This is a genomic window from Rhizobium sp. C104, assembly GCF_022354505.1.
Classification (GTDB): domain Bacteria; phylum Pseudomonadota; class Alphaproteobacteria; order Rhizobiales; family Rhizobiaceae; genus Rhizobium; species Rhizobium redzepovicii.
This window is the reverse complement of sequence record NZ_CP092350.1, coordinates 246650-271828: the sequence shown is the minus strand read 5'-3', so window position 1 is coordinate 271828 and position 25179 is coordinate 246650. Positions and strand designations below refer to the sequence as shown.

Here is a 25179-nt window from a genome sequence, read left to right as displayed (position 1 = left end):
TAAGTGCAGGACCGGTGGAATGCATTCATGCCCTATCCCGACGTCGATGTCGGCCATGCGTCCACCGGCCCACTTTCCGGCCTTCGCCTGGCGGTAAAGGACCTTTTCGACGTTGCCGGCTATCCAACTGCGGCCGGCAATGCCGCGGTGCTCGCTGCATCGGGCATCAGGGCAGCGACGGCGCCTTTGGTCCAGGCGCTTCTGGATGCCGGCGCCTGTTTCGTCGGCAAAACCAATACGGACGAACTCGCCTATTCCCTCATCGGCGGCAACGTCCATTTCGGCATGCCGAGAAACCCGCGCGATCCTGACCTTATTCCCGGTGGATCGTCTTCCGGTTCGGCCGTCGCAGTTGCCGCCGGCCTTGCGGATATCGGGCTTGGAACAGACACGTCCGGCTCCATCCGGCTGCCCGCCGCCATCAACGGCCTCATCGGCTGGCGGCCGACACATGGAAGCCTCGACAACAGGGCACTGCGTGCGCTGGCGCCAAGTTTCGATGTGCCGGGTTTCATGACGAGAAGTCTGGAACCCATGGACGCGGTGATGAGCGCCGTCGGCATGCCCGCGGCAAATGACCGACCAATATCCATTCTCATTCCCGCAGATATCTTCGAAACCATCGACGGCGCGATCGCCGATGAGATGATCGCCAGCATTCGATCGGCGGTCATGCCTATTCGCAAGATCGACTCTATTTCCTCATTCAGCCTCGCGGATCTTGCTGTGGCGTTCATCACCATCCTGCAAAAGGAGGCCTGGGAAAGCAACAAAACGCTCTTCGAGCAGGCCCCGGAGGCAATTGCGCCCGATATTGCCGCGCGCCTTTTGTCAGGATCTCGCCTCGAAGACTGGGAAGTGCGCGAGGCGCGTGCGATTGCCAAGCTCTTTTCCGGGGAAATCGACCGATTGCTGGGCGAAAATGTAGTCGTCGCTCTTCCGACCTTGGCCATGAGCGCGCCAACCCGCGATGCCGAACCGGAAAGTTTTGCCGCATTTCGTTCCGCTTGTATCAAGCTTCTGTGTCTCTCGGGCCTCAGCGGCTGCACGCAGTTGGCGTTCCCAATCACCGATTGCGCGGGCAATATTTCGCTTTCGTTGCTCGGCGCAAGGAGCACCGACAGGATGCTTGTCTATGTGGCTCGACAAATAAGAGCTGAGTGAACGAGCATGCGACGGGCGGGGAGGATCGCGTGGTCGGCGATCGCATCGGTCGTGCTCTTCTGGTGCAAGACTGCCGTATAATATATCCTCGAGCAGCAATTTAAAACGGCCCTTTCTCAATGGAGGCGCGGCGCTGTCATGGCCTAGTGTCGTCACTGCCTTGCAAGCACGGAGGATGCGATGCTGCTTAAGGGCGAACGGACATTCGTGGTGCGAGACTCGGGCGGCTTCGTCGTGCACGTCAACATGCCGGGATGGCTGAGGCCGAAGCCGACCGATCACGGCCATGGCCCTCTCGCCATGGTCGTCGAATCTCTCCTTGATCCCGGCCGGCAGATCGCGATGCACGAGCACCGGAACGACGAGATCATTTCCTGGGTGCCTGACGGCGTCATGCGTCACGACGACAGGGCCACCGGCCGGCTGGTGATCGACCGCGACCACCTGATGGTGATGAATGCCGGAGCAAGCTTCTGGCATTCCGAAGAGACGCTGGCATCCGATCCGCCGCTGCGGATGCTGCAGATCCTTATTCGACCGCGTGCAACCGATCTCGAGCCGAAAATCCAGTACGGACCGCTGCCGGCGGCCGCGGCAAACGCCTGGCGGCACCTGGTCGGGCCCGAGGGGAAGACGCGCCGTTTTATGTCCGCAGCGCGGTCGACGTCTTCGACATCCGGCTGGAGGCGGGCGCAAAGGTGGAATTCCTCTATAGGCAGGACCGGGACCTCTATTTCTACGTCTTCACTGGGTCCGTTGTCGTCGGTTCACAGATGTTCGCCGAAGGCGAGCAGGGGCTGTCTTTATCGGGTGGCGGGCTCGACGCCGAAGCGGCGGTCCCGAGCATGCTGGTCGCCTTTCTGCTCGATCCGGACGCCCCGGTCACTAGGCAGGGGACGATCGGCGATCACAGGAAGATCCCGTCGGCAATTTTCATCCGCGCATTTCTAAGGTGGAGGAAATTTCGCCATATGTGGTATCGTCTTTTTCGCAACGCCGCCCGAAGGGCAAAAAAGCGATGTGAAGCGAAACAAGACGGAACAAGGATGCCCCTAATGGGTTTCGAACCTTAGCGTTCAATAGGAGGAGCATTTCATGCCTACGGTTGCCGCGACATCCATCACTCCCCCGGACCAGCATCTTGTCACAGCGCGCGAAGCCCTTGAGCCGCTTTACGAGAAGCTCGAGCTTCAAACGGAATCGCTGGTGCTGGCTGCCGCGCTGGAGGCGGGATGGTCTCCGGATGAGGCGACGGAGGCGCTTGCGGCACTCAGACTGCAGGACGCCCTTTCCACCCTTGGACGCACAAATTAGCCCAGATTCCGTCCCTGACAGCTTCGGCAAAATTGCCGGCGGCTATTGCGAGCCGCCGCTTTTGCGTCGCCTCCGGCTGACCATCATTCCGCCGACGATCAGAAGAATTCCGGTCGCATTCGCCCAGAACGAGGTCGGAGCGGCGCGCGCATAATCCAGCGCCACGCTGGTGACCATCTGGCCGCCAATGATCAGCAGAGCCGTATTGACCGCGCCGATGCGCGCAATCGCCCAGGTGCCTGCCGCCACGAAAACGACGCCGATCGGACCACCGAGATAGATATACCAAGGCGCCTCGCCGGCGCCGGCAGGAAGCAGGCCTCCGACAACGAGACCGAGGCAAGTCAGCACAGCAAAGCCGACGGCATGGTTCCAGAAGGATGCGATGAGCGGCGTGGTCGATATGCTCAACCGCCCATTGAGCTGACGGCTGAGGCCGACGAGCACGCCGCCAAGGCAAGCAATGAGAATGAACACCGTCATGCCCCACCTCGCCCAAACAGGATAATCAGCGCGCCGCCGGTAACCACCAGGCCGAGCGCGACGATGTCCCGGACATCCGGGCGCCGCTTTGGCAGACCGAACAGTCCCCAATTGTCGGCCGCCAGGCTGAAAGCGACCTGACCTGCCAAACCCAAAGCCAAGGTGCCGGAGAGCCCGAGCGGCGAGTTGACCGCTGTCGAGGTCAAAATGACCGTTGCGGCGCCGGATACCCCACCGAGATAGGCCCACAAAGGTGCGCGGCCGGGCTTTCCCGCCATCGGCGTGCGTCGGCGGTAGAGCGCCAAAAGAAGAACGACGGCGGCGACCATGCCTGTGCCGTGCGCGGTCCAGGATGAAAACAGCGGATTGCCGTAACGTGCCAGCTCCCCATTCAGATGCACCATGAATGTCAGAAGCCCACCGGTCGCAAAAGCGCCGATGAAATGAATGGGATGCGAATTACGTCCTGCTTGGATGGTCATTGCAGATCCCGTCAAAGAATCGATTGCGGCCGGTATTTTTCAGATTGCTACCACAGCAGGCGCAGCTTTTCAGGAGGCGCAAAAGACGCTGCAGAATCGCAGCATCTTGCATCCGGCCGGAGCTTTCAGCTTCGACATCGGAGTGCTAAACGGCGGCGTTTGCACTTAAAGGAAATATGATGAGAAAATTGCTTCGCCTGCTGCTGGTAATCGCTCTGGCCGTCGTCGTCTTTACCGGTTTTCGCTGGTATCGCTATGTCAGCAACACCGACAGTCCCTATGATGAAATCGGCATCACCCTCAACAATGCCATGCCCGGCCCGATCAACAGCTGGGGCTGCGCCAAGCTGAAAACCACCTTCGCCGGCTCCCTGCCACCTTTGGGCTGCGCCGGCGCCGACGGGACGCAGTGGAAGTAATGCTGCCAGGCTGCGCCAAGGGGCGCAGCCTGAATTGCCTCGCAGGGGTTAACGGAATTGGCCGGGTCAAATCGGCCAGACGGCTAGCAGGGCAGGCACGCTGACGAGCACGACGATGAGCGAGAGTGGCAGGCCCAATCGCGAATAGTCGCCAAATCGATATCCGCCCGGCGCCATGACCAGCGTGTTGCACTGGTGGCCGATCGGCGTGAGGAAATCACAGCCGGCTCCGATGGCCACTGCCATCAGAAACGCATCCGGCCGAAAGCCTAGCTTGGCGGCAAAGGTCGCGGCGATCGGCGCCATGACCAGAACGGTCGCGGCATTGTTCAAAAACGGCGTCACCGCCATGGCGGCAACCAGGATGAGAGCCAGGGCGCCGAATGGCGGAAGCATTTCGGCGGTCCTCGACAGGAGATCAGCGATGATTTCAGTGGTTCCGGTGGTTCTGAGCGAATCGCTGATCGGGATGAGAGCGGCCAGCATGATCAGGATTGGCGCATCGAGATGATGGTAGACTTCGCGCAAGGGAACGGATCCGGTGACCACCATCAGAAAGGCGGCGGCAAAAAATGCCGTCGCGACGGGAACGCCGCCGAAGGCCGTCGCCCCCATCGTCGCCAGCAGGATCATGACGGGGATCAAGCCGTTACGGGCATTGCCGAGCTTTAAATCGCGTTCAACCAGCGGCAAACATCCCCATTCACGCAGGAGATCCGGCAGCTTCTGCAAGTCGCCCTGCAGCACCACAACGTCGCCGTTGCGGATCTTGATCTCGCCCAGACGCTCGGTGAAGCGCCTGTCCCGGCGGCTGACGGCAAGAAGATTGAGGCCGGTATTGTGGAAGAGGGAGACGTCCTTGGCGCTGACGCCGATCAGGCGGGAATGTTCGCCGACGATGGCTTCGACGGAACTGATATCCTGGCGCATCTCGGACTCATGTTTACGATCGGACAGTTGAAGCTTGGCTTCACTGACGATCTTGTCGAGGGCGCTTTGCTCGCCCTCGATGATAAGAAGGTCGCCATCCTTGAGCACGGTGTCGGGAAGAGGCGTTCGTCTTTGGCCGCTGCCGCCGATAATCGCGGTCACCATCGCATCTCCGCCGGCCGGCTTCTGCAGCCAGCTGACGGACCGGCCAATCGCCCCCGACGGCGTGATGACCTTCGCCTCGGTCGTGTAGTTCTTGATCGCCACCGCCTCGTCCATCGACGTTTCCACCCGCGATCTTTCAGGAAGCAGCTTGTAGAACAGCCCTAGAAAGACAATGCCGGCGACCGACAGCGCCAGGCCGACAGGCGTATAGTCGAACATCGTGAACGGCTGCCCGGTAATCTCCTCGCGCACCCGGGAAACGATGATATTCGGCGATGTGCCGATCTGAGTCATAAGCCCTCCGAGCAGCGAGGCGAAAGACATCGGCATCAGGAACATCGACGGTGATACGCGTGATTTCCGGGCCATCTGCACGGCAACCGGGATCATGATCGCCAGCGCACCGATATTCTTGACGAAAGCCGACAGGGCCGCGACGATGGCAACCAAGATGATCAGTTGCATCCGCGGCCCGCGTTTTTCTGGAGAAAATCGGCGCAGCGCCAGATCCATGATCCCGGATCGCGATATCGCCGCACTGACGATCAGCGCACTGCCGACGATGATGACAATGTCATCTGAGAAACCGGAAAAGGCGATTTTGGCAGGAACGATGCCGGCAATGACGGCAACGAGAAGCGAACTCACGGCGACGACGTCGTATCGGTAACGCCCCCACACAAAGGCGCCCATCATGAGCGCGATGATGAGAAGAGAGAGCCATTGGTCAACGCGCATGTTTGCATCCCGGTGGTAGGAATTAACGTTTGAAGGAGGAGAACGATACGACACGATGGCGATTTTTTTCATCGCCTCCGGTCGCCGGCAAATCGGAAGGGCTGAACAGCGGTCGCTGCGATGCGGCCATCATGGAACTTCCAGCCGGCAGCCCGCATTTCGTGCTTTGGGGATGCTGATTCGGAAACGACCATGGCCAGTGACAACCTCTCGACATACCGATCGAAGCGCGACTTTAAAAAAACGGCTGAGCCGAGCGGCGAGAAGCAGATCGCGCGCAGCAATCGCCGTCGCTTCGTCATCCAGAAACATGACGCCACCCGGCTGCATTACGACCTGCGACTGGAACTCGACGGCGTCTTCAAATCCTGGGCTGTCACCAAAGGCCCATCGCTCGATCCGCACGACAAGCGGCTGGCCGTCGAGGTCGAAGATCACCCGCTCGATTATGGCGACTTCGAAGGCACGATCCCGAAAGGCCAATATGGCGGTGGTACGGTGATGCTGTGGGACCGCGGCTATTGGGAGCCCGAGGGAAAGAAGAGCCCGCAGCAGGCGCTCGCCAAGGGCGACTTCAAGTTCATCCTGGAAGGCGAAAGGCTGCACGGCAGTTTCGTTCTGGTGCGCATGCGCAACGATCGCGATGGCGGCAAGCGAACCAACTGGCTGCTGATCAAGCACCACGACGCGTTCTCGGTGGAGGAGAATGGCGCAGCCGTCCTGGAAGAGAACGACACCTCCGTCGCCTCCGGGCGGACGATGGATGCGATCGCCACCGGCAAGGGCCGCAAACCAAAGCCGTTCATGCTCAAGGGCGGCGTTGTTCAGGCGGATGCCGTCTGGGACAGCAACCACGGGCTGGCCGCCGAAGAGAGGAAGGAGGAAGGCCGAGGCGGCAGGACGCCGAAAACGGCGGCAAGGGTCGACATCCCGGATTTCATCGCGCCGCAGCTTTGCCAGACCCTGGAGCGGCCGCCGGCCGGCGAGGGCTGGATTCACGAGATCAAGTTCGACGGCTACCGTATACAGATGCGCATAGTCGAAGGCGAGGTGACGCTGAAGACCCGCAAAGGACTTGACTGGACCGGCAAATATCCGGAGATCGCCGAGGCGGCATCGGCGCTACCCGACGCCATCATCGACGGCGAGATCTGCGCTCTCGACGACCAAGGCGCACCGGATTTCGCAGCCCTGCAGGCCGCCATTTCGGAAGGCAGGACAGGCGATCTCGTCTATTTCGCCTTCGATCTTCTCTACGACGGCGGCGAGGACCTGCGATCTCTGCCTGTCGTCGAGCGCAAGGCGCGGCTTCAGAGCCTTCTTGCGGATGCCGGCGATGACCCTCGGATCCGTTTCGTCGAGCATTTCGAGACCGGCGGCGATGCGGTCCTACGCTCCGCCTGCAAGCTGTCGCTGGAAGGCATCGTCTCCAAACAGGGCGATGCACCCTATCAATCCGGCCGCACCGACAGCTGGGCGAAGTCGAAATGCCGCGCCGGCCACGAAGTGGTGATCGGCGCCTATGCCAAGACCAACGGCAAATTCCGATCGCTGCTGGTCGGCGTCTACCGCGGCGACCACTTCGTCTATGTCGGCCGTGTCGGCACGGGATATGGCGCCAGGAAAGTCGAAACGCTGCTGCCCAAGCTGCAGGCGCTCGAAGCGGCGAAGTCGCCCTTCACCGGCATCGGCGCGCCGAAGAAGGAGGCCGATGTCACCTGGCTGGAGCCCAAGCTCGTGGCGGAAATCGAGTTCGCGGGCTGGACCGCCGACGGCATCGTCCGCCAGGCCGCCTTCAAGGGCCTGCGGGAGGACAAGCCGGCCAAGGAGGTCAAGGCCGAACGGCCGGCCAAGCCAGCAGAAACCGACGTGCCGGAGCCGGCGGCTGAGAAGGCGAGGCCAGCCCGCCGAAAGGGCGCCAAAGCCGAGGTCATGGGCGTGATGATCTCCAATCCGGACAAGCCGCTGTGGCCGGATGCCAATGACCGCAAACCGGTGACCAAAGAGGATCTGGCCCGCTATTATGAAGCCGTCGGCGGCTGGATGATCGCGCATATCGAGGGACGCCCCTGTTCGATCATCCGTGCGCCCGATGGGCTCGGCGGCGAGCAGTTCTTCCAGCGCCATGCGATGCCCGGCACCTCGAACCTGCTCGAACTGGTCAAGGTCTTCGGCGACAAAAAGCCCTATCTGCAGATCGACCGGGTCGAAGGCCTGGCCGCCGTGGCGCAGGTCGGCGCTGTCGAGCTGCACCCCTGGAATTGCCAACCGCATAAGCCGGAGGTGCCGGGCCGGCTGGTGTTCGATCTCGACCCTGGCCCCGACGTACCGTTCTCGACAGTCGTTTCCGCCGCCCGCGAGATGCACGACCGTCTCGACGCGCTCGGTCTCATCAGTTTCTGCAAGACCACCGGCGGCAAGGGCCTGCACGTCGTCACGCCGCTTGCGCTCAACAAACGCAAGCCGCTTTCCTGGGCGCAGGCGAAAAGCTTCGCGCACGACGTCTGCCAGCAGATGGCGCGTGACAATCCCGATCTCTATCTGATCAAGATGACCAAGAGCCTGAGAAACGGCCGCATCTTCCTCGACTATCTCCGCAATGACCGGATGGCGACGGCGGTGGCACCCTTGTCGCCTCGTGCGCGACCGGGCGCCACCGTCTCGATGCCGCTGAGCTGGAGCCAGGTCAAAGCGGATCTCGACCCGAAACGCTTCACCATCCGCACCGTGCCGGCCCTGCTGTCGAAATCATCGGCCTGGCAAGATTATAGCGACGGCCAGCGCCCGCTGGAGCAGGCGATCAAACGCCTGGGCAAAGTCTCCGACGCGGCCTGAGCGCGAACAACAGTCCGCCCGTGGCGGGCATGAATTTTCTCCGCGTGCCGATCTTGCCCTCCAGAAAACGGCTCCAAATTACAGCGGAGTGATCGCCGACATCAAGCGTTTGACAATCCTCTTCCCCTGAGGTCTACTGGCCCACTTACCGGACCAGTAGACCTCAGGGGAGGGCATGGCGATGGATGTGCGAGCCATTCTCGAAGAGGTTGCGACGCTGGGCCGCGCTCCGAAGAAGTCGATGAAGGACTTCGTCGTCCAGAAGATTGCGACCTTCATCGCCACCGGCATCCTCAAAATAGGCGATCCGCTGCCCAGCGAACGTGAACTGGCTGGCGCGCTTTCGGTCAGCCGCGAGACCGTCCGCGGTGCGATTCTCATCCTCTCCACGCATGGAATTCTCTCGGTTGCGCAGGGAACGCGCACGGTGGTGGCATCGGAAGATGTCGGCGAATTGGCTGTCCAGGCGGCGCGCTATCGCGACATTGCGGCCTATAGTCTCGACAATGTTCATGAGGCGCGGCTGCTGATCGAAGCGCAGGTCGTCAGGGCCGCCGCGGTCAAGATGGAAGCGTCGACACTTGATTATCTTAGCAAGTCGATAGCCGCACAGGAATCCGCTTGTGACGATCCCGTCCGGTTTTTGATCTGCGACCGCGAATTTCACACCGCCATCTACCGGTCCAGCGGCAATGCGGTGCTGGCCGACATCGCCGCCGATCTTTACTCCTATCTTCTCAGCCACCGCAGGCGCGTCGTATCGCAGCCCGGCACGATTGCCACCAGCATCGCCGATCACCGGCTGATCCTCGCCGGCCTGGAGACGCGGGATCCGGACGCCGCATGCGCGGCCTTCGCGATCCATGAAACCCGCATTTATACGACAACCAAGCTGCTCCTAGCGTAGTTCGCAGGCAAAGAGCGCAGAGACGAGACATCGAAGACAGGGGGAATAGAATGCATATTCTCATTATCGGGGCAGGAGGAATGATTGGCCGGAAGCTCGCCGCCAGCTTGGCGCGCAGCGGTTCCCTCGGCGCTCGAACGATCACGCGCATGACGCTTGTGGACATCGCGCCGCCGCCGGTGCCGGCGAGCAACGTTGCCTCGGTCGAAGCGCTGGCTGCCGACATATCCGAAGGCGATGCTGCGCAAGCCCTGGCGGCTCGCCGGGCCGACGTAATCTTCCATCTCGCCGCGATCGTTTCCGGCGAGGCCGAGCGCAATTTCGAACTGGGCTACCGAGTCAATCTCGATGGCACGCGATTGCTGTTGGAGGCGATCCGCCATGAGGGAAGCCGGCAAGCCTATGTTCCCCGGCTCGTCTTCTCCTCGTCGATCGCGGTCTACGGCGCGCCGTTTCCCGATCCGATCCCCGACGATTATATCCAGGCGCCGCTCACGAGCTATGGCGTGCAGAAGGCGATATCCGAGCTTCTGCTGTCCGACTATTCGCGCCGCGGCTTCATCGACGGCGTCGGAATTCGACTGCCGACCATCGTGATCCGGCCGGGTGCACCGAACGCTGCCGCGTCCGGCTTCTTTTCGGGAATCCTGCGGGAGCCGCTGGCCGGCCAGCGGGCGGTCCTCCCCGTGGAGGAAACGGTCAAGCACTGGCTGGCAAGCCCGCGTTCCGCCGTCAAATTTCTGATTCACGCCGCGACGCTCGACACATCGTCGCTGGGTGCGCGGCGCACACTGACCATGCCGGGGGTTGCCGCCACCGTTGCCGACCAGATCGCCGCGTTGCGCCGTGCCGCCGGCCCCGAGGCCGTCGATCTGATCGACCGCCGCCGCGACGAGGTCATCGAAGGCATCGTCGCCGGATGGCCGAAATCCTTTACGCCCGATCGTGCGACGCAACTGGGTTTTTCCGCCGAAACCAGCGTCGACGAGCTGATCGAGGTCTACCTCGCCGAGGACGCTCCGGCGGCGCAAGGAGATTGAGGAGACGGCGGAGGCCCCGCGCGGGCACCCCCACAGATGCGGGATTGCGGTGGCTGACGGACGTGGGAGAGATGGCAGCCGCCGGCAAGACAGAGTGAGATACGAATATTTAAGGCATGTAGCGCTCGATTTCTGGGAGGAGTGAGTATGGCAGGCGTTCAATTCGCGGATGTGCGGAAATCCTTCGGTGTGCATCCTGTCATCAAGGGGGTGGACATCGACATTGCCGATGGGGAATTCGTCATCCTGGTCGGCCCCTCGGGCTGCGGCAAGTCGACCCTTCTGCGGATGCTGGCGGGGCTCGAGAATATTTCCGGCGGCGAGATCAAGATCGGCGGGCGCGTGGTCAACACGCTGCCGCCGAAGGACCGCGACATCGCCATGGTCTTTCAGAACTACGCGCTTTATCCGCATATGACGGTGGAGCAGAACATGGGCTTCTCGTTGATGCTCAACAAGGCGCCGAAGGCGGAAGCCGAGAAGCGAGTGAAATATGCCGCCGGCATCCTGGGTCTCGACAAATTGCTCGACCGCTATCCACGCCAGCTTTCCGGTGGCCAGCGCCAGCGTGTCGCCATGGGCCGGGCGATCGTGCGCGATCCGGAGGTCTTCCTGTTCGACGAACCGCTCTCCAACCTCGATGCCAAGCTGCGCGTCGCCATGCGCGCCGAGATCAAGGAGCTGCACCAGCGGCTGAAAACCACCACGGTTTACGTCACCCACGACCAGATCGAGGCGATGACCATGGCCGACAAGATCGTCGTCATGCATGACGGCATCGTCGAGCAGATCGGTTCGCCGCTCGAGCTCTACGACAAGCCCGCCAATCTCTTCGTCGGCGGCTTCATCGGCTCGCCGGCGATGAACATGATCAAGGGCAGGCTCGACCCGGAAGACGCCCGGCAGTTCGTCGCCGCCAACGGCACGCGGCTGCCAGTCGCCAATCCGCCAGCAAGTGCGGTGGGCCGTGAACTCGTCTATGGGCTGCGCCCCGAATATATCTCGCTCGATCCGAACGGTGTGCCGGCCGAGATCGTGGTGATCGAACCCACCGGCTATGAGACCCATCTGACCGTTCGCCTCGGCGGCAGCGATGTCAGCTGCGTATTCCGGGAGCGCGTCAATGCTCGCCCGGGCGAGGCGATCCGCGTCGCGATCGACGCTTCGCACGTCCATCTCTTCGATGCCGAAGGCGGACAGAGATTGACCGACTGATGCCATCCGGCAGCGCGGGAGGGGAGGAGCCTTCCCCGCCGCCGGAGCGCAAGCATTCCGTGGGCGCTTCCGCTCCGGGATGCCAGGCCGCCGTCCACCCAAGCGGGAGGTGGACGCCGGAGAATTGCTTCCGCTGTTTCAATGAGGAGGAATCTCATGACGATCAAGAGACGTGAATTTCTTGCTGCATCGGCAGCCGTTGCCGGCGCTGCCGGCTTCGGCATCAAGCCATCCTTTTCGCAGGCCGAACCGACCTACACGCCGGAAAGCGGCGCAAGCCTGCGGCTGCTGCGCTGGACGCCTTTCGTCAAGGGCGATGAGGAGGCCTGGATCGCCAACACCAAGAAATTCACCGAAGCGACCGGCGTCGAAGTGCGCATCGACAAGGAAAGCTGGGAAGACATCCGCCCGAAGGCTGCGGTTGCCGCCAATGTCGGCTCCGGCCCGGATCTCATCATGTGCTGGTTCGACGATGCCCACCAATATCCGGACAAGCTGGTCGATCTCACCGAGCTCGGCAATTATCTCGGCAACAAGTATGAGGGCTGGTACGACGGCGTAAAGGGATATGCGACGCGCGGCGACACCTTCATCGCCATGCCGCTGACGGCAATCGGCAACGCCGTCGTCTATCGCGACAGCCATGTGAAGGCCGCCGGTTTCGCTGAATTCCCGAATGACACCGCAGGGTTCCTCGAGCTTTGCAAGGCGATGAAGGCAAAGGGCACGCCGGCCGGCTTCCCGCACGGCAAGGCGGTCGGCGACGGCAACAACTACGCCCATTGGCTGCTCTGGAGCCATAACGGCATGATGGTCGATGAAAGCGGCAAGGTGACGATCAACAGCCCGGAGACGCTCGCTTCGATCAACTATGCAAAGGAGCTCTACGCGACCTTCATTCCGGGCACTGAAAGCTGGCAGGACGTCAACAACAACCGCGCCTTCCTCGCAGGCCAGGTCTCGCTGATCGCCAACGGCGTCTCGGTCTATTACACCGCCAAGAACGATCCGAAGCTCGCCGAGATCGCCAAGGACATCCGCACGACGAACTTCCCGATCGGCCCCGTCGGCAAGAGTGTCGAGCTTTGCCAGACGAGCTCGCTGCTTCTGTTCAAGCACACAAAATATCCTGAGGCGGCCAAGGCCTATATCAAGTTCATGATGGAAGCCGACCAGATGAACGCCTGGATCCAGGGATCCAGCGCCTATTGCTGCCAGCCGCTCAAGGCCTTCGCCAAGAATCCCATCTGGACGGCCGATCCGATCCACGCGCCCTATGCGCGCGCTTCGGAGAAGCTGCGCCCCAACGGCTATGCCGGCCCGCTCGGCTACGCCTCGGCGGCAACCATGGCCGACTATGTTCTGGTCGACATGTATGCCGCCGCCGTTACCGGCCAGATGTCGCCGGAAGATGCGATGAAGGAAGCCGAACGCCGGGCCAACCGCTACTATCGCGTCTGAGCCCCGCTTAATGCATGTCGCCCCGAAGGGGGTAACGGTTCCGGGACAACGACATGCATGGAAACAAAAAAAGGACGCGGCGTGCCGGCCTTTCGGCATGCCGCAAGCTCCTCCGGGAGTCCAAACGCGATCTGGAGATAAGCAATGTCGATGGCAAATTCGGGGAATAGGCGTGGGCCGGTCTCTTCGCTCCTGCAGAACAACAATGTGCTCGGCTTCCTGTTCATGCTGCCGGCGGCGGTGTTCCTGGTCTGCTTTCTCACTTATCCGCTGGGGCTCGGCGTCTGGCTCGGCTTCACCGATACCCGGATCGGCCGCGACGGCATCTTCATTGGGCTGGAGAACTACCAGTTCCTGATGGATGATTCCGTCTTCTGGCTGTCTGTGTTCAACACCATTCTCTATACCTCCGTCGCCTCGGTGCTGAAATTCGCGCTCGGCCTCTGGCTGGCGATGCTGCTCAACCAGCATCTGCCCTACAAATCCTTCTTCCGGGCCATCGTGTTGCTTCCCTGGGTGGTGCCGACCGTGCTTTCGGCGCTGGCCTTCTGGTGGATCTACGATTCCCAGTTTTCGATCATCTCCTGGTCGCTGATGAAACTGGGGCTGATCAGCGGGCCGATCAATTTCCTCGGCGATCCAATCAATGCCCGCATATCCGTCATCGTCGCGAATGTCTGGCGCGGCATTCCCTTCGTGGCGATCTCGCTGCTTGCGGGGCTGCAGACGATCCCGGCCTCGCTGCAGGAGGCAGCCTCGCTCGATGGCGCCACGAGCTGGCAGCGTTTCCGCTATGTGACGCTGCCGATGCTGACGCCGATCATCGCCGTCGTGATGACCTTCTCGGTGCTTTTCACCTTTACCGATTTCCAGCTCATCTACGTGCTGACCAAGGGCGGCCCCGTCAATGCCACGCATCTGATGGCGACGCTCTCCTTCCAGCGCGGCATTCCCGGCGGCCAGCTCGGCGAGGGTGCGGCGATCGCGGTCGCCATGGTGCCATTTTTGCTCGGCGCGATCATGTTCAGCTTCTTCGGCCTGCAGCGGCGCAAGTGGCAGCAGGGCGGCCAAGATTAGGAGAATGACGATGTCGACACATTCGAACACAGCCGATCGGGCCAACACCGCCGATCAGATCGTGACCGACAATGCCGAAGGCATGAGCTATCTGAACCGCCTGCCGCGGCGGATCGTGATGCTCTATTTGCCGATGGCCGTCTTCGTCTTCGTGCTGCTCTTCCCGTTCTACTGGATGGCGATCACCGCGGTGAAACCCAACGAGCAGCTGACCGACTATACCAATTACAGCCCGTTTTGGGTGGTCGGGCCAACGCTGGCGCACATCAAATATCTGTTCCTCGAGACATCCTATCCGGGCTGGCTGTGGAACACGATGCTGGTGGCGGTCTGCTCCACCTTCCTCTCGCTGGTGGCTTCGGTGCTGGGCGCCTATGCCATCGAGCGCGTCCGCTTCACCGGCTCGCGCTCGGTCGGCCTGGTGATTTTTCTCGCCTATCTCGTGCCGCCGTCGATCCTCTTCATCCCGCTTGCCTTCATCGTCTTCAAGCTGGGGATCTACGATTCGCGGCTGGCGCTGATCTTCACCTACCCGACCTTCCTCATTCCCTTCTGCACCTGGCTGCTGATGGGTTATTTCCGCTCGATCCCATTCGAGCTGGAGGAAAGCGCGCTGGTGGATGGCGCCAACAGATGGCAGATCCTCACCAAGATCATCCTGCCGCTCGCCGTGCCGGGGCTGATTTCGGCCGGGATCTTCGCCTTCACACTGTCCTGGAACGAATTCATCTATGCCCTTACTTTCATTCAGTCATCGGAGAATAAAACCATTCCCGTCGGCGTGCTGACCGAGCTGGTGCGCGGCGATGTCTTCGAATGGGGGGCACTGATGGCGGGCGCCCTGTTCGGCTCGCTGCCGGTGGTCATCCTCTACTCGTTCTTCGTCGACTATTACGTGTCGTCAATGACCGGGGCGGTGAAGGAGTGACAGCCGCAAATGGCATGCCGAACCGCGTTCAGCGTCTCGACATCGAGCACTGGGCCTTCTTGCAACACGTGGTATAGTTAAATTTCGGTCGTCCTCCGGACGATACGATAAAGGAATTATTCCATGGGAGACCAGAAACGCCCGCTGCAACCTGGAGAAGCCGCGCCCGGATTCGCACTGGCCACGGCCAACTTCGATGGAACCGTCTCTTTCGCCGATTTGAGCGGTCGCCCATTCCTGATCGGCTTCTTTCGCGGGCTGTACTGCCCATTCTGCCGGCGGCAGCTGGAACAGCTTGCGGCGGTACAGCCAACCCTGCGCGCCGCCGGGGTGGAGACCGTGGCTGTTATCAACACGCCGGCGGAACGTGCCCGTCTATATTTCCGCCACCGGCCGACGCCGATAACGCTTCTATGTGACCCGGATTGCCGCACGCACCGGGCCTACGGTGTGCCGCATGCCGAGTTCCTGCCCGAAGGGAGTCGCGAGCAGCCCGAATGGCCCTATAGGACAACGATGGCGCAGTTCCAGACGGCACGCATCAACCCCACCGGCGAACTGCCGGAACCGCTGCACCCGATGGAAGCCAACACGATACTCAACGCCAAGGACGGCTTCGAGCTTATCGAAGCCGATCGTGCGATCTTCGCTGACCATGCGACCCAGCTCGTCGGGCACTTCCTCGTGAATGCGAACGGCACGATCGGCTGGGCACGGATCGAGGCACTCGACGGACCAAACAGCCTCTCCGTCTTCCCGACCGGGGCAGAGATCATCGCCGCCGCCGGCAGCCTTGGACGCTGACCCGCAGCGAACCCTCGGCCAGCGCTGCCAGCGGATCACAGACGCTCCCTAAGCAGACCTGCCGCCAAGGCATGAAAGGCCTCGACCGCTTTCGGCAGCACGCTCTGCGGATTTTCGCTGGCGGCGATCCAGAGTGCCGCATTAAGCGCGGCGCCGCTCAGCAATCGGGCCGTCGCCTCCGCGTCAAGCGGCTTGAGGATGCCTTGTGCGATCAGGCGCTCGACGGTGCTCTTGGTCACCTGCAGACAGGTGTTCTGGCTCGGCCATTGCGAGGGATCGCCAAGCACGGCAGGCCCGTCGAGCAGAACGATGCGTTGGACTTCCGGATTGAGCGCCATCTCGATATAGGCCGCACCCTCGGCGAGCAGGCCTTGCCAATCATTGCCCGCCTGAGCCCCGATATCTTTGGCGCGGGCCGCCATTTCCATGTCGATCTGCTCGACAACCGCTGCCAACAGCCCGCGCTTGTCGCCGAAATTGTGGTAAAGGGCCCCCCGTGTCAGACCGGCGTCCGCCGTCAGCTCGTCCATCGATGCTGCGGTATACCCCTTTTCCGCGAAAGCCTTTCGTGCAGCCGCGATCAACTTGCCACGGTTTTCCTGCATCGTTTCGCTGCGTGTTCTCGCCATCCAGCCCTCTTAAATTCACATACGTCGCGTATACGAGATTGACATACGCCACGTATGCAGAATATTACACATACGTACCGTATATCAAATATTGCGCAAGCCTGTGAAGCGCCACGCCGCGCTGATCGGTCGTTGCCAACGATAAAGAGAGATGAGGATGACGCAACGCGAAGCAATCTTTCCTGCCGACAGGCACGCTCTTTACGAGGAGCACGGCTATTCCGCCGCGATCCGATCCGGCGATCTGCTGTTTGTCTCCGGACAGGTCGGCAGCCGTCCGGACGGAACAGCCGAGCCCGACTTCGAACGCCAAGTCCGGCTGGCCTTTGAAAACTTGCAGGCGACGCTCAGCGCAGCCGGCTGCACGATCGACGATATCGTCGATGTCACCACCTTCCACACCGACCCTGAAAATCAGTTCGCAACCATCATGGCCGTCAAGCAGCAGATTTTCAGCAAGCCACCTTACCCGAATTGGACTGCACTCGGCGTCAACTGGCTCGCCGGCTTCGACTTCGAGATAAAGGTTATAGCCCGCATTCCGGCAAGCAAGTGAAGCGCCACACCCGGCGGCACGGGAAACGCCCTCAAGGTGAAAACACGCAACTTGCGCCGCCGGTCGTGTCAAGAACTTGCCGAGATCGCTAGCCGCCCCTATCTCATGTCGAACAGACTTGATGGAGCGACGAGATGGTGGAACTTGTGGTTGACACTCTCTTCGATACGACGATCGAGATCATTCCTCCGGAAGACAGAGAAGACCAGCCCGATGGCCGTGCTTGCCTATGCTGCAAACGCCGGTGTCGATGGATGGACGATGACGGCTGCGGTATCTGCGAGGAATGTCTGGCCCCATGATGAACGCGGCAAGGGCGTAGCGCGATGGCAATCCGGAGCGCGGGACTTCTCATCTATCGGCGCGTATCCAACGACCTCGAAGTCCTTCTCGTTCATCCAGGCGGCCCCTTCTGGGCTGGGAAAGACGAGGCTGCCTGGTCGATCCCGAAGGGATTGGTCGAGCCGGATGAGGATGAACTTGCGGCGGCGATGAGGGAGACGGCAGAAGAGCTTGGAGTCGCCATCGACGGCAGAGTGAAGCCGCTCGGCGAATATCGGCAGCCTGGCGGCAAGATCGTCGTCGCGTGGTCGATCGAAGCCGATCCGGTATTGGAGGTGAACGCAGTACGAAGCTCTGAATTTCAAATGCAATGGCCGCCGAGATCAGGCCAGATGAAGAGCTTTCCGGAGGTTGACCGCGCGGGATGGTTTTCCCTGGCCGAGGCGGGAACGAAGCTGTTGAAAGGGCAGCGACCGATGCTTGCCGACCTTCTGAAGCATCAGGGGTGATCGGCGCGAAATGATTGCTTGAACCGCCCGTTTCGCTGCACGCATGCGTGAAGCGCGCGGCAGCCATGCGTTGCTTCTGCAGACATCCATCTCCATCTGACAGTCACAGCCGCCTCACTCAATCGAGACAACCGGCGCTGCGACCCGTCTTGGGCACGCGCGAGGAGACAATCATGAACGGCATATCGAAAACGCTGAACGACATGACGCTGGTCGAGCGGTCGAGCCTGCTCGACACCGTCGCCGACGCCCTGGAGGCAACCGCCGAGGAGGCCGAAGGGGAGGGCGACGCCCGCTTCGTCGCCAATTCCATCTGTATCGCCAATACCATCCGCGGATTGTCCGGGGAGCTTGCACCGCGCGATCTGCGGGCAGCCGAGCTGCTCCTCGAGCAGGGTATCATGCTCGTCCACCAATTCTCCAGCAGGGTGAAACCAGGCGGAATGAAGCATTAACGCAAAGTGCAAATCGGGCCGGCAAAGCCGGCCCGTCCGTCATCACTGCTGCTCGATCGGCGCCGGCACTGCAGCCGGTGACGCCGACCGTCCAAGCCGATCGGCGACCAGCATCGACAGCATCATTTCCACAAGGCCATTGGCGGCGCCCTTTTCGCAGCCGGCGCCGCCGACCTGGATCTGCGGCACGAGCGGCAGCCGGCCATTTTCGATCGCCTCGGCAAAGCGCATGAGCACCTGCGAGTGGAGCTGATAGTCCGGCCCACCGAAGGCCGCGACCTTCTTCTCCGTGGCCTCGGCTTCCGCCAGACCGATGGCGCGCACCTTCTGGGCATCGGCAAGACCGGTCGCCTTGATGCGTTCGGCATCGGCAAGCGCCACGGCCTTGATCCGATCGGCCTCACCGAGGCCGGCGAGACGCACTTTCTCGGCCTCTGCCTTGGCGGTGACCCTGAATGGTTTCTGCCTGCTGGCGGGTGCGGGCGAGCTGCGCCTTGCCTTCGTTCTCGCTGATCTCGATGGTCAGCGCTGATGTGGTGATCTTGGCCTGCTGTTCGGCGAGCGCTTCCTTCTCGCGCAACGTGCGCTCCTGGATCGCCGCCGCCTCCTGCAATTTATAGGTCTCGACTTTTTCAACGGCGATCTGACGTTCGCGCAGCTGGATCAGGATCTGCTCGATGCTGTTCTGGCCATTGCTGGCCCGCGGCGTGCCGATCAGCACTTCCTGCAGTTCGAGGCTGTAGGAGTTGAACTTCTCGCGCATTTCGTCGCCGGATTTGCGCTGGATTTCGCTACGCTCCTGCAGCAGTTCGATCAGGGTCTTGGTCTGGGCGATATTCTTGAAATAGGCCGAGACCATCGGATCGAGCGTCTGTTCGACCAGCCGTTTGATATCGCCGAAACGCTGCACGACGAGGGGGGCCTTCATGTAGTCGATATGCACGACGACCGAGAGCCGCAGCACCGGTTCGAACGCATCCTTGGTAATCAGCGACACTTCGGACAGATTTTCGTCCAGCCGTCAACGCGCGCATGGGGCGGGACATTAATCCGCGCCTGGCCGAAATCATGGCGTCGCTGGTCAAGCATCTGCATGCTTTTGCCAGGGATATCAGCCTGAGCCAGGAGGAATGGGCGGTGGCCATCGGCTTCCTGACCCGAACCGGCCATCTCTGTCATGACAAGTGACAGGAGTTCATCCTGCTCAGCGATACGCTGGGCTTCTCGATGCTGGGTGGATGCGATCAACAACCGGCGCCCGCCGGGCGCCACGGAGAATACCGTGTTCGGGCCGTTCCATGTCGACGGGGCGCCCATGTGTTTACGCGAGCGTCGAGATCTTCGAATGGCGGCCCACGCTTGGGCTTCTTCTGGAGAGACTCTCCGACGGCAGCTGAAAACCTGACGATCGCCGACCTCAATTGCCAAAGCCGGTCATATCGAACACGGCGGCGTTGTCCTGAACTTCGCGCAGCCCCTTGTACGACGCATGACGGAGGCTGCCGTCATCCGTCCAGCCGCGAAACTCGATCTCGGCGATGAGGGTCGGCTGCACGAAGACGTAGCGTTTGCCCTTCAAGGGGACGGCGGGCCGGTTCGTCTTCAACCGGTCGAGCGTTTTTTTCAGGTCTTCGGCATCGCTGGCACTGAAACCGGTTCCGACCGCCCCCACGGAAACCCAGTCGAAACCCTTCTTGCCGGCGAGCAGCAGACTGCCGATGCCGCCGCGGGCGGCTGCCGATTGTTCGTAGCCGACGATCATGAAGCTCTCGCTCTCGACGCACTTGATCTTCAGCCAGTCGCCGGTGCGGCCGCTGCGGTAGGGCTGATCGCGATGCTTGGCGATGATGCCTTCCAGCCCATGATGGCAGGCGTGATCGAGGAGCTCGTCACCCGGCAGGTCTATTTCTTCGGAAAAGCGGATCGTCCCACTGCCTTCCGGTATCAGGTCTTCAAGAAGGTGCCGGCGGACGGCAAGCTCGGTGCCTGTGAGGTCATGTCCGTCAAGATACAAAAGGTCGAAGGCGTAGAGAATGGACTCGCTCGAGGCCCGCTTGCCGCCGCGACCGCCGAGCGAACGTTGCAGCGCGCCGAAATCCGACCGGCCGTGTTCATCCATAACCACCGCTTCCCCATCCAGTATGGCGGTGGCCACGCCGAGTTCCTTGGCGGCCGCGGCGATGGTGGGAAAACGATGCGTCCAGTCATGGCCGCCGCGGGTGATGACACGAACGCCCTTCGGCTCGATGTGGATCGCAAGCCGGTAGCCATCCCACTTCGCCTCGTAGAGCCAATCCGGCCCGATCGGCACGCGGGGCTTCAGCAGTGCGAGGCATGGCTCGACCCTCGCCGGCATTGGATCGAACGGAAGGCTTGGCTGGTCGGGATCGCGCTTGCGGATCGGACGAGACTGCAGCGTTGCATTGGACTCGTTGAGGAATGGCAATGAGGGGCGGCGCGAGCGTGTCATCAGCGTTGTCTGTCCTTCCCGGACTGGTTTTCAGGCTCTTCTCCAAACACGATGTCGCCTTTCCCACTCTGCTCAATCGGATTTAGGTCCGGCAAGTATTTCGGCAAGAACCATAGCCTGGCGCCGGCCGCTTTGATGGCATCGCGGATGGCCTTGTTTGTGAGAACCGAGATTGTCGAGAATGACGATGTCGCCGGGCCTGAGGGTTGGGATCAAGTCGGCCCAAGCCTTGCGCTCGAGGACGACGATCTGCCGGTCGTGGTGCGGTGCGATGTCCGGCCCCGGCTCCGTCGTCAGCTTGGTGAAGGCCTGCCGGACTTCCAGCATTTCGCTCCAGATGCCGGAAATGGTAATCTCGCCGCTCTTCGAAATGCCCTGCCCGCAAAAAATCAGTTGGCGAGTGCTGCGAGGATGCCAACATAGAATAGCCTTTGCGCCGGGCAAAGGCAGCATCGGCAGACGCTACACGGCCTGCAAACTCTGGTCCTTCGGCAGCGAGATCGTCATCGCCGCGGCGACGGCAGCCGTAACTGCAACGGCGAGATAGATGCCGCTGAAACTCTCAGTCGAGGTCTGGATCACGCCGCCAAAGAAGTTCCCAGCAGTGCCGCCGATGCCTTGGAGCACGGTGCAGATGCCTAAGACAGTGACCGCGACGCGGGGCGTGGCGCGATGTGAGACGTAGGCCGGCAGCAAGCCATAGATCGGATAAAAGCCCAGCGAAAAGAAGATGCCGGACAGAGTCGAGAGTTCCATCGAGGGATCGAGGACGACGAGGGCGCCGGCGGCGAGGAAGCTTGAGTAACAGGTAAGCATGGCATAGCGCGATCCGAGACGCGACGATATCGTGCCAATGGCGAAGCCTGCGCTTATCCCCACCGCCCCGATCGTTGCCCAGAGCCATGAGGCAAAGCCGACGGAGTAGCCGAGTTCCTCGCGCAGGAACGGCGAGAGATAGGTGAGATAGGGATATGGCATCAGCCCGTTGATGAAGCCGAGCGCGAAGATCAGCGTCACCCATGGCATGATGGAGCGCAGGCTTGCTGAACCGCCAGCAGTTGGCGCCAGCGTTTGGTGACTTGTCCCGCTGTCGAAGAGGCCGGCCCGCCCGAAGAGAATGTGGGTGACAACCGCCAGTGCGATCGTGGCCGCGCCTGTGAGGAACCAGACCATCTGCCAGTGACCGCTTCCGGCGTATGCCGCCACGAGTGCGCTGTTGATGAGGACGCCAAAGGCCGGGGCGCTGGAGATCAGGCTCATGGCAAAGCCGCGCTGGTCTGCTCTTACCACCCGCGAGGCAAGATTAATCATCGGCACGAAAGTCGATGCGCCAGTCGCGCCGGCGACCATCAGCAGGCCGGCAACCACATAGAGATTGTCACTGATGGGGATGCTCGACAGGCAGAGCCCGCAGAGCGACACGGACGCCACCACCGTCCGTGCGGCGCCGATGCGATGGACGAGCCAGGTACCGAGCACGGCGAATGCCACTGTGGAAAACTGCACTAGGCCGGTGACCGTGCCGACGAAGGAATAGTCGAAGGCAAGATCTTTCCGCATGTCGGGGATGATCTGAGGAAAAAGGCTGAGGCCGAATCCGTAACACGTGCCGACGCAGGCGATCATGACGGCTAGGAGGACGTTATCATGGATACGCACGCTAGTCATGATGATCGACCTCTGTTGGCAACCGTGTTCGCGCTCCGGCTCGACGCGATGATCATCTAGCATGAGCAGTCGGCGGACTGTCGGATCTGCGACGCCGGCGGCCTAAAACGCATACAAATGGGACCGCCGAGCATGCGCTACGGCGTGCTCGCCTATGCTTTTCGCCGAACCAATCAAGCCGCCGAAACAGCCAGCTCGATCGATCACCCGTTGACGCTCCGAACGCTCGCAACGCTGCCGCCGCAGGCCGCCCGGCGCTGAGCAAGCACCTTAACCGAAAAGAGCGCGTAGACGATCAACGGAAGGCAGACGAGATAGGATGTCCTGATGCCCGCATGTTCGGCAATGAAACCGAGCAGCGGCGGCGCCAGGAAGAAGACGACGAAGGTCATCTGGCCAAGGGCGGCGACGTTGAGATGCGCCGCCCGATCTGTGCGCTGGGCCGCCGCCGAGACGGCGAGAGGATAGACCGCGCTGCAGCCGGCGCCCATCGCGGCAAAGCCCGCCAGTGCCACATAGGCATGCGGAGCGCCCCAGACAGCGCAAACGCCGATAGCCGAAAGGACAAGCAACATCGTGGCGACGGCCCGCGGGCCAAACCGATCGACCAGCGGATCGACGAACAGGCGCGCCAGTGCCATGCAGAAAGTAAAGAGGGTCAATCCTAGTCCGCCAATGAAGGGCTCGACTGAAAACACGTCGCGCATATAGATCGCCGACCAGTCGATCCCGGCACCTTCGACGAGAAAGGCCGCGATGCCGATCACGCAGAGCGGCATGAGGCTCCGGGTGGGAAGCGCCACCAGTGGCGCCTTGCCTTCATTCAACGGGGTCCGCGCGGGCGCATTGCGCATACCTGAAATCGCCCAGACGCCGAGCACAAGCACCGCTGCAAAGGTCACGGCGAGATGCAGTTGCATCGAAATACCGGCTTGGCGGACGACCGAGGAGACAAGCGCCGTGACGAAGAAGCCGAGGCTCCAGAAACCATGCGCCCTGTTCATCACGCCGCGTCCTAACTGTGCTTCGATGCGATCAATCTCGACATTGAGATTGATCTCCAGCGCCCCGGCGAGCATCCCCTCGACGAAAAGCACACAGAACACGACCGGCGCCGCACCAATCCACGGCACCAGCGACAGCAGCGCAGACGTGCCGAGAACAGTAATGAATGCCGTTGTCCGCGCGCCAAGCCGGGCGATCACGGGCGAAGACAAAGTCAACGAAATCAAGGCGCCGATCGCAGCCCCTATCAATGTCAACCCAAGCTCCGACTTGTCGACGTCAAGCGCAACCTGCAAATCCGGCATCCTCGACAACAGCGCCCCCAGCGACACGGCGAAGAGAAAGAAGCAGACATAGATCCGCTGCTGCGGCGCGATTTTCATGATGCAACTCCGGGAATTGACGCTCGAAGCCGAACGCGCGCTTTTGGACTTGTGATATCTAACTCACAGGGCCGGAGATCAAAACTTTTTTCTGAGGAGATGCGACGGAGCAAGCGATCTTGGGGACGGACCGGCGATTTGCCTGGGCTGCCAAACCATAGGCAGGGCGGCTGGCTTTCTCGACCGCTGCCGGCGGGGACGTTCCGGATCAAGCGCCATGCGGGCGCTTCTGCCCGGCCGATGCTGGCGGTCTAAAGCGCCAACCGCAACCGCGGCTCCATTTTTAGCGGCCCGCCGTTCCACCGACGATAGCGAGACGCCGAGTAGAATCACGCTGTCACGGCATCTGAGCACCGCTGACGGCGACATAGACCGAATAGATCGAACGCGTCGCCGCAATGAACAGCCGGTTGCGCTTGGGACCACCGAAGGTGAGGTTGGCGACGGTTTGCGGCACGCGGATCTTGCCGATCAGTTTGCCGGCCGGATCGAAGCAATGCACGCCATCACCGGCACTCGACCAGAGGTTTCCGTTCACGTCGGTGCGGATGCCGTCCGGAATGCCGTTGTCGATGAGGCAGAAGACGCGGCCGTTTTCAAGCCTGAGGCCGTCGGCCACGTCGAAAGCCCTTATGTGGCGCGGCAGGCTTTCATCGTGGCTTGCCGCCGAATCCGCCACGTATAGAATGGTCTCGTCGGGGGAGAACGCAAGGCCGTTCGGCTGGATGAAATCGGTGACGACAGCCGCAAGCCCCCCGGTCGCCGGATCGAGCCGGTAGACGTTTCGGGTCGGCTGCTCCGGCACGGCGCGGTAGCCTTCATAATCCGACATGATGCCGTAGGTCGGGTCGGTGAACCAGATCGTGCCGTCGGATTTCACCACCACGTCGTTCGGCGAATTGAGCCTTGCGCCCTCGAAACGGTCGGCGAGCACGGTAATCGAGCCGTCGATCTCGGTGCGGGTGATGCGGCGCGTCCCGTGCTCGCAGGAGATCAGCCGACCCTGCCGGTCGCGCGCATGGCCGTTGGTGAAGTTGGACGGTTGCCGATAGACGGAGACGCCGCTCTCGGGCGTCCATCGCATCATACGCTGGTTGGGAATATCACTCCAGAGCAGCTGGTTCGCATCGTTGAACCAAACGGGACCCTCGGCCCAGCGGCAGCCGGAATAGAGTTCGTCGAGGCCGGCGCTTGTTACGATCATCTGCCGGAAGCGCGGGTCGTGGATTTCGTAGATGCTGGCCTCGGCCATGGCGGTCT

General features: G+C 61.6%; 22 protein-coding genes and 5 pseudogenes. 16 read left to right on the top strand and 11 right to left on the bottom strand.

Annotated elements, in window-relative coordinates:
* Positions 1 to 3 precede the first annotated feature (3 nt).
* From MF410_RS25745 to MF410_RS25735, 3 genes and pseudogenes are all read left to right on the top strand, one after another.
* Positions 4 to 1164, top strand: coding sequence for an amidase family protein (locus tag MF410_RS25745; RefSeq protein ID WP_131710813.1), 1161 nt, complete (start codon positions 4 to 6; stop codon positions 1162 to 1164).
* A gap of 180 nt (positions 1165 to 1344) precedes the next feature.
* Positions 1345 to 2237: pseudogene (locus MF410_RS25740) on the top strand (pirin family protein).
* 22 nt (positions 2238 to 2259) lie between these two features.
* Positions 2260 to 2478, top strand: coding sequence for a hypothetical protein (locus MF410_RS25735; RefSeq protein WP_097629041.1), 219 nt, complete (start codon positions 2260 to 2262; stop codon positions 2476 to 2478).
* A 42-nt stretch (positions 2479 to 2520) separates the two neighbouring features.
* On the opposite strand, the gene MF410_RS25730 is transcribed toward MF410_RS25735, so the two are convergent.
* Positions 2521 to 2961 (bottom strand): DMT family transporter, encoded by a 441-nt coding sequence (locus MF410_RS25730; RefSeq protein ID WP_131710815.1) that lies wholly within the window; start codon positions 2959 to 2961, stop codon positions 2521 to 2523.
* A complete protein-coding gene (locus tag MF410_RS25725; protein ID WP_131710816.1) occupies positions 2958 to 3443 on the bottom strand; it encodes a DMT family transporter in 486 nt (161 codons plus the stop codon). Before MF410_RS25725 ends, MF410_RS25730 begins: the two co-directional genes overlap by 4 nt.
* Positions 3444 to 3622: 179 nt before the next feature.
* On the opposite strand from MF410_RS25725, the gene MF410_RS25720 reads away from it, so the two are divergent.
* Positions 3623 to 3862 carry a hypothetical protein gene (locus MF410_RS25720; protein ID WP_097629038.1) on the top strand — a complete coding sequence of 80 codons (240 nt, stop codon included), beginning with the start codon at positions 3623 to 3625 and terminating at the stop codon, positions 3860 to 3862.
* Positions 3863 to 3928: 66 nt separating this feature from the next.
* Here the strand turns inward: MF410_RS25720 and MF410_RS25715 are convergent, their stop codons facing one another.
* The gene (locus tag MF410_RS25715; protein WP_097629037.1) at positions 3929 to 5695 is read right to left on the bottom strand and encodes an SLC13 family permease; all 1767 of its coding nucleotides are present in this window, start codon (positions 5693 to 5695) and stop codon (positions 3929 to 3931) included.
* Between the two features lie 192 nt (positions 5696 to 5887).
* On the opposite strand from MF410_RS25715, the gene ligD (MF410_RS25710) reads away from it, so the two are divergent.
* The 8 genes from ligD (MF410_RS25710) to MF410_RS25675 all read left to right on the top strand — a co-directional run bounded on the left by ligD (MF410_RS25710) (position 5888) and on the right by MF410_RS25675 (position 15962).
* Positions 5888 to 8530 carry a DNA ligase D gene (ligD, locus tag MF410_RS25710; protein ID WP_097629036.1) on the top strand — a complete coding sequence of 881 codons (2643 nt, stop codon included), beginning with the start codon at positions 5888 to 5890 and terminating at the stop codon, positions 8528 to 8530.
* A gap of 181 nt (positions 8531 to 8711) precedes the next feature.
* Entirely contained in the window at positions 8712 to 9437 is a 726-nt protein-coding gene (locus tag MF410_RS25705) for an FCD domain-containing protein (protein WP_131710871.1), read from the top strand.
* A 50-nt stretch (positions 9438 to 9487) separates the two neighbouring features.
* Positions 9488 to 10477 (top strand): D-erythronate dehydrogenase, encoded by a 990-nt coding sequence (gene denD / locus MF410_RS25700; protein ID WP_097629034.1) that lies wholly within the window; start codon positions 9488 to 9490, stop codon positions 10475 to 10477.
* 147 nt (positions 10478 to 10624) lie between these two features.
* Positions 10625 to 11692, top strand: coding sequence for a sn-glycerol-3-phosphate ABC transporter ATP-binding protein UgpC (gene ugpC, locus MF410_RS25695; protein WP_097629033.1), 1068 nt, complete (start codon positions 10625 to 10627; stop codon positions 11690 to 11692).
* A gap of 156 nt (positions 11693 to 11848) precedes the next feature.
* Positions 11849 to 13153: an ABC transporter substrate-binding protein gene (locus MF410_RS25690; RefSeq protein ID WP_131710818.1), complete on the top strand. Its 1305-nt coding sequence runs from the start codon at positions 11849 to 11851 to the stop codon at positions 13151 to 13153.
* Positions 13154 to 13297: 144 nt separating this feature from the next.
* Positions 13298 to 14230 (top strand): sugar ABC transporter permease, encoded by a 933-nt coding sequence (locus MF410_RS25685; RefSeq protein ID WP_097629031.1) that lies wholly within the window; start codon positions 13298 to 13300, stop codon positions 14228 to 14230.
* A 10-nt stretch (positions 14231 to 14240) separates the two neighbouring features.
* The gene (locus tag MF410_RS25680) at positions 14241 to 15158 is read left to right on the top strand and encodes a carbohydrate ABC transporter permease (RefSeq protein WP_097629030.1); all 918 of its coding nucleotides are present in this window, start codon (positions 14241 to 14243) and stop codon (positions 15156 to 15158) included.
* 123 nt (positions 15159 to 15281) lie between these two features.
* Entirely contained in the window at positions 15282 to 15962 is a 681-nt protein-coding gene (locus MF410_RS25675) for a redoxin domain-containing protein (protein WP_131710819.1), read from the top strand.
* A 35-nt stretch (positions 15963 to 15997) separates the two neighbouring features.
* Here MF410_RS25675 and MF410_RS25670 read toward each other — a convergent pair whose 3' ends face one another.
* Positions 15998 to 16591 (bottom strand): TetR/AcrR family transcriptional regulator, encoded by a 594-nt coding sequence (locus MF410_RS25670; RefSeq protein WP_097629028.1) that lies wholly within the window; start codon positions 16589 to 16591, stop codon positions 15998 to 16000.
* 157 nt (positions 16592 to 16748) lie between these two features.
* Here MF410_RS25670 and MF410_RS25665 point away from each other — a divergent pair, with 157 nt between their 5' ends.
* The 3 genes from MF410_RS25665 to MF410_RS25655 all read left to right on the top strand — a co-directional run bounded on the left by MF410_RS25665 (position 16749) and on the right by MF410_RS25655 (position 18393).
* A complete protein-coding gene (locus MF410_RS25665) occupies positions 16749 to 17147 on the top strand; it encodes a RidA family protein (protein WP_179612893.1) in 399 nt (132 codons plus the stop codon).
* 326 nt (positions 17148 to 17473) lie between these two features.
* Positions 17474 to 17938: an NUDIX domain-containing protein gene (locus MF410_RS25660; RefSeq protein WP_131710821.1), complete on the top strand. Its 465-nt coding sequence runs from the start codon at positions 17474 to 17476 to the stop codon at positions 17936 to 17938.
* Positions 17939 to 18111: 173 nt separating this feature from the next.
* Positions 18112 to 18393, top strand: coding sequence for a hypothetical protein (locus tag MF410_RS25655; protein WP_054184529.1), 282 nt, complete (start codon positions 18112 to 18114; stop codon positions 18391 to 18393).
* A 42-nt stretch (positions 18394 to 18435) separates the two neighbouring features.
* Here the strand turns inward: MF410_RS25655 and MF410_RS25650 are convergent.
* Positions 18436 to 19414 (bottom strand): annotated as a pseudogene (locus MF410_RS25650) (SPFH domain-containing protein); the annotation flags it as partial.
* 11 nt (positions 19415 to 19425) lie between these two features.
* Here MF410_RS25650 and MF410_RS25645 point away from each other — a divergent pair.
* Positions 19426 to 19711: pseudogene (locus MF410_RS25645) on the top strand (dioxygenase); the annotation flags it as partial.
* A 99-nt stretch (positions 19712 to 19810) separates the two neighbouring features.
* On the opposite strand, the gene ligD (MF410_RS25640) reads toward MF410_RS25645, so the two are convergent.
* From ligD (MF410_RS25640) to MF410_RS25615, 6 genes and pseudogenes are all read right to left on the bottom strand, one after another.
* Positions 19811 to 20863 (bottom strand): non-homologous end-joining DNA ligase, encoded by a 1053-nt coding sequence (gene ligD, locus MF410_RS25640; protein WP_097629026.1) that lies wholly within the window; start codon positions 20861 to 20863, stop codon positions 19811 to 19813.
* Between the two features lie 65 nt (positions 20864 to 20928).
* Positions 20929 to 21079 (bottom strand): annotated as a pseudogene (locus MF410_RS25635) (transposase); the annotation flags it as partial.
* Positions 21065 to 21211: pseudogene (locus MF410_RS25630) on the bottom strand (SOS response-associated peptidase); the annotation flags it as partial. The pseudogenes MF410_RS25635 and MF410_RS25630, both read right to left, overlap by 15 nt.
* 114 nt (positions 21212 to 21325) lie before the next feature.
* On the bottom strand, positions 21326 to 22531 hold the full coding sequence (locus tag MF410_RS25625) for an MFS transporter (RefSeq protein WP_239620630.1): 1206 nt from the start codon (positions 22529 to 22531) through the stop codon (positions 21326 to 21328).
* A gap of 203 nt (positions 22532 to 22734) precedes the next feature.
* Positions 22735 to 23919: an MFS transporter gene (locus MF410_RS25620; protein ID WP_183854503.1), complete on the bottom strand. Its 1185-nt coding sequence runs from the start codon at positions 23917 to 23919 to the stop codon at positions 22735 to 22737.
* A 337-nt stretch (positions 23920 to 24256) separates the two neighbouring features.
* Positions 24257 to 25171: an SMP-30/gluconolactonase/LRE family protein gene (locus MF410_RS25615; protein WP_183778170.1), complete on the bottom strand. Its 915-nt coding sequence runs from the start codon at positions 25169 to 25171 to the stop codon at positions 24257 to 24259.
* Between the last annotated feature and the right edge of the window lie 8 nt (positions 25172 to 25179).